The organism is Mycobacterium sp. (assembly GCF_049683355.1).
Taxonomy (GTDB): domain Bacteria; phylum Actinomycetota; class Actinomycetes; order Mycobacteriales; family Mycobacteriaceae; genus Mycobacterium.
The window spans coordinates 1-3,808 of sequence record NZ_JBAUJB010000118.1 but is presented as its reverse complement, the minus strand read 5'-3'; the positions used below and the strand labels follow the sequence as shown (position 1 = coordinate 3,808).

The following is a 3,808-nucleotide window of genomic DNA, read 5'->3' as shown; positions in this document are numbered from 1 at the left end:
CTGGTCACCACATGATCGACGGACTACCGCGCACGCGGGGAGCAGGAAAGTAGGAGCACAGTGATCGACGAAACGCTCTTCGATGCCGAGGAGAAGATGGAGAAGGCCGTGTCGGTGGCGCGGGACGATCTGGCGTCGATCCGCACCGGTCGGGCCAATCCCGGCATGTTCAACCGCATCAACATCGACTACTACGGTTCGGCCACCCCGATCACCCAGCTCTCCAGCATCAACGTGCCCGAAGCCCGGTTGATCGTCATCAAGCCCTACGAGGCCAACCAACTTCGCAACATCGAGGACGCGATCCGCAACTCCGACCTGGGTGTCAACCCCACCAACGACGGCAACGTCATCCGGGTCTCGATCCCGCAGCTGACCGAGGAGCGCCGCCGCGATCTGGTCAAGCAGGCCAAATCGAAGGGCGAGGACGCCAAGGTGTCGGTCCGCAACATCCGTCGCAAGGCGATGGAGGAGTTGACCCGCATCAAAAAAGACGGCGACGCCGGTGAGGACGAGGTGACCCGCGCCGAGAAGGACCTCGAGAAGAGCACCCACCAGTACACCAGCCAGATCGACGAGCTGGTCAAGCACAAAGAAGGCGAGCTGCTGGAGGTCTGAGGTGACCGATCAGCAAGCGATTCCCGTGGCAGAGCAGCCGGTCAGCGAACCGCCGCAGAAGAAGGCGTCGCGCGCGGGGCGCAACCTGCCCGCTGCCATTGCCGTGGGGGTTCTCCTCGGCGGCGGGCTGATCGCCATCCTGCTGTTCGCGCCCTACCTGTGGCTCGCCCTGGTCGCCGTCGCGGTGGCCATCAGCACCTACGAGGTCAGCCAACGACTCGAGGAAGCGGGCTACCACATCCCGCTCATCCCGCTGCTCGTCGGTGGACAGGCCACGCTGTGGCTGACCTGGCCGTTCGGACCGGCGGGTGCGTTGGGCGGTTTCGCGGGCACGGTCGTGGTGTGCATGATCTGGCGCCTGGTCGGGCGCGGACTCAACCACGCGCCGCAGAACTACTCCCGCGACATCAGCGCCACGGTGTTCCTCGCGACCTGGGTCCCGCTGTTCGCCAGTTTCGGCGCGCTGCTCATCTACCCCGACGACGGTGCCAACCGGGTCTTCTGCCTGATGCTGGGGGTCGTCTTCTCCGACATCGGCGGCTATGTGGCGGGGGTCCTTTTCGGCAAGCACACGATGGCGCCGGCGATCAGTCCCAAGAAATCATGGGAGGGCCTGGCCGGTTCGCTGTTGTTCGGCGTCACCGCGGCCGTGCTGGCAGTGATGTTCCTGCTGGACAAGCCGTGGTGGGCCGGCCTCGCCCTGGGCGTGATGCTGGTGATCACCGGCACGCTCGGTGACCTGGTCGAGTCGCAGTTCAAGCGCGACCTGGGCATCAAGGACATGAGTAATCTGCTGCCGGGCCACGGCGGGATGATGGACCGTATCGATGCCATGCTGCCCTCGGCCGTGGCCACTTGGATCGTGCTGACCCTGCTGGCCTGAGCAGGTGAGCCCCGGCAGGTGCGATACTTGGGCGCACATGTCTGATTCTCCCGCGGCCCTGCCGCTCGTCTTCGACCCGCCGCGCCGCGCCAAGCCGCCGCGGCACTTCGCCGACCTGGACGACGCCGAGCGCACCGCGGCCGTCGCCGATCTCGGACTGCCGGCGTTCCGCGGCAAGCAGCTGGCCAATCAGTATTACGGCCGGCTCACCGCCGACCCGGAGCAGATGACCGACCTACCCGCGACGATCCGTACCCAGGTCGCCGAGACGCTGTTCCCCACGCTGTTGACGGCGACCCGGGAAATCGAGTGCGATGCCGGCCAGACCCGCAAGATGCTGTGGCGCGCCGTCGACGGGACGACGTTCGAGTCGGTGCTGATGCGCTATCCGGACCGCAACACCGTCTGCATCTCCTCGCAGGCCGGTTGTGGCATGGCCTGCCCGTTCTGCGCGACCGGTCAGGGCGGTCTGCAACGCAACCTGTCGACCGCCGAGATCCTGGAACAGGTACGGGCGGCGAGTGCCGAGCTGCGATCTCGAGATGGTGGCCGGCTGTCCAACATCGTCTTCATGGGCATGGGCGAGCCGCTGGCCAACTACAACCGGGTGGTTGCCGCAGTCCGAAGAATCACAGCATCGCCACCGCATGGATTCGGCATCTCGGCGCGATCGGTCACCGTCTCGACGGTCGGGCTCGCGCCCGCCATCCGCAAGCTCGCCGACGAACGACTCAACGTCACCCTGGCGGTGTCACTGCACACCCCGGACGACGAGCTGCGCGACACCCTGGTGCCGGTCAACAACAGGTGGAAGGTCTCCGAAGTACTCGATGCCGCCCGCTACTACGCCGACGTCACCGGCCGGCGGGTGTCGATCGAGTATGCGCTGATCCGCGACGTCAACGATCAGCCGTGGCGAGCGGACCTCCTCGGAAAGAAACTGCACGGGGCGCTCGGTTCGCTGGTGCACGTCAATCTCATTCCGCTCAATCCGACACCGGGCAGCGAGTGGGACGCCAGCCCGAAGCCCGCCGAACGGGAGTTCGTCAGGAGGGTCAGGGAGCGCGGCGTCTCGTGCACGGTGCGTGACACCCGCGGACGCGAAATCGCCGCTGCCTGCGGCCAATTGGCCGCCGAGGCTTGAGCACACGCACGAGATCCGAGTTCTGCAGGCCCGCACTCGGTGATTGCCTGCAGTAGTCGACTCTCGTGGTCAGCGCAGTCGGTTTCGGCCCCGGCAGGAGCGTTGACGAACCAGACGTTCTCTTCACGCAGGTGGCGGCTGCGCCAGCCGCCGGGGGTGCGCACCAACTCGTGACGGTAGTAGCCGCCGCAGGAACTCTGCTCCGACATCCCGGGCAGTTGCATCGGGTTATAGAACATCGCCCGCACCGTCGCTGAGGTGCCGTCGTTGGCGAGAATCTCGATGTTGGTGATGTAGTGCATGCTCCACGGGATCGCACCGAACCCTGCGGCGAGCCAGTCGGCGACCTCGTCGCGGAAACCCACTGCCGCACCGGCCGACGAGTAGTCGATGTGGGCGTCGGTGGTGAACACCGACCGGTACAGCTCCCAGTCCTTGGAGTCCACGGCCCGGGCGTACCGGTACAGCAGTGCGGCGATTTGTTCAGCGTCGCTCATATCCTTGGTTCGCTCGCAAGCGTCGCTCACTCGGGCATGCCGATGGTCTTGGCCTCCAGGTACTCCTTGTAGCCCTCGTCGCCGTTGCGATAGCCGCCCACTCTGCTTGGTGCCGCCGAACGGGCTGCCGATGCCGAAGTGATTCCCCCGCCGGTGACCAGGCGGACGCCGGAGTCGATGCCGGAGCGGATCAGGCCGAGGACCTTCTGCCGCTGGCCTTCGCTGATCTGCGGGCCCTGCATGTTGCCCGGAGTCCACGGATCGCCGACGGGGAAGCCCTCCATCATCCCTTTGAGGACCTCGACACCTTCGTCATAACGATTGCGGGGCAACAGGATCGATCCGGCTGGGAAGGATGCAACTCTGCCCCGACATCACGCACGCCATCATCGCGGCCATCGGCAACGCCGCCGAGAAGTCGGCGTCGTCGAGGACGATGTGGGCGGATTTGCCTCCCAGTTCCAGCAGCGTCTTCTTCACCGTCGGGGCACCGGCGGCCAGGATCGCGCGCCCTCGTAGTGGATCTTGCGCCGGGCGGGGCCTAATGGGTGTTGATCAGCGTGTCCTTGACGGGGATTCTGTCTCTGGAGCGGGAGGCTGATCACCGAGCCGCCGGCCGGTGAGCACCGTTGCCGCCTGGAGTGATGGTCAACTCCTAAAGCTAGA

Annotated in this window: 3 protein-coding genes and 2 pseudogenes; 3 read left to right on the top strand and 2 right to left on the bottom strand. The window is 65.9% G+C overall.

Features of this window, described 5'->3' with window-relative positions; genetic code table 11:
- Positions 1 to 60 precede the first annotated feature (60 nt).
- The 3 genes from frr to rlmN are packed head-to-tail and all read left to right on the top strand — an operon-like array spanning position 61 to position 2,645.
- Positions 61 to 618 carry a ribosome recycling factor gene (gene frr, locus WA944_RS07315; protein WP_370329877.1) on the top strand — a complete coding sequence of 186 codons (558 nt, stop codon included), beginning with the start codon at positions 61 to 63 and terminating at the stop codon, positions 616 to 618.
- A 1-nt stretch (position 619) separates the two neighbouring features.
- Entirely contained in the window at positions 620 to 1,501 is an 882-nt protein-coding gene (locus WA944_RS07310) for a phosphatidate cytidylyltransferase (protein ID WP_526369970.1), read from the top strand.
- A 37-nt stretch (positions 1,502 to 1,538) separates the two neighbouring features.
- Entirely contained in the window at positions 1,539 to 2,645 is a 1,107-nt protein-coding gene (gene rlmN, locus WA944_RS07305) for a dual-specificity RNA methyltransferase RlmN (RefSeq protein WP_526369972.1), read from the top strand.
- 89 nt (positions 2,646 to 2,734) lie between these two features.
- Here rlmN and WA944_RS07300 read toward each other — a convergent pair.
- Positions 2,735 to 3,142 (bottom strand): annotated as a pseudogene (locus WA944_RS07300) (nuclear transport factor 2 family protein); the annotation flags it as partial.
- Positions 3,143 to 3,168: 26 nt separating this feature from the next.
- Positions 3,169 to 3,655, bottom strand: a pseudogene (locus WA944_RS07295) (aldehyde dehydrogenase family protein); the annotation flags it as partial.
- Positions 3,656 to 3,808: the final 153 nt, after the last annotated feature.

Bases quoted from the DNA above. Each gene is read 5' to 3' on its own strand.
- rlmN (WP_526369972.1), top strand. From the start codon at position 1,539: ATGTCTGATTCTCCCGCGGCCCTGCCGCTCGTCTTCGACCCGCCGCGC.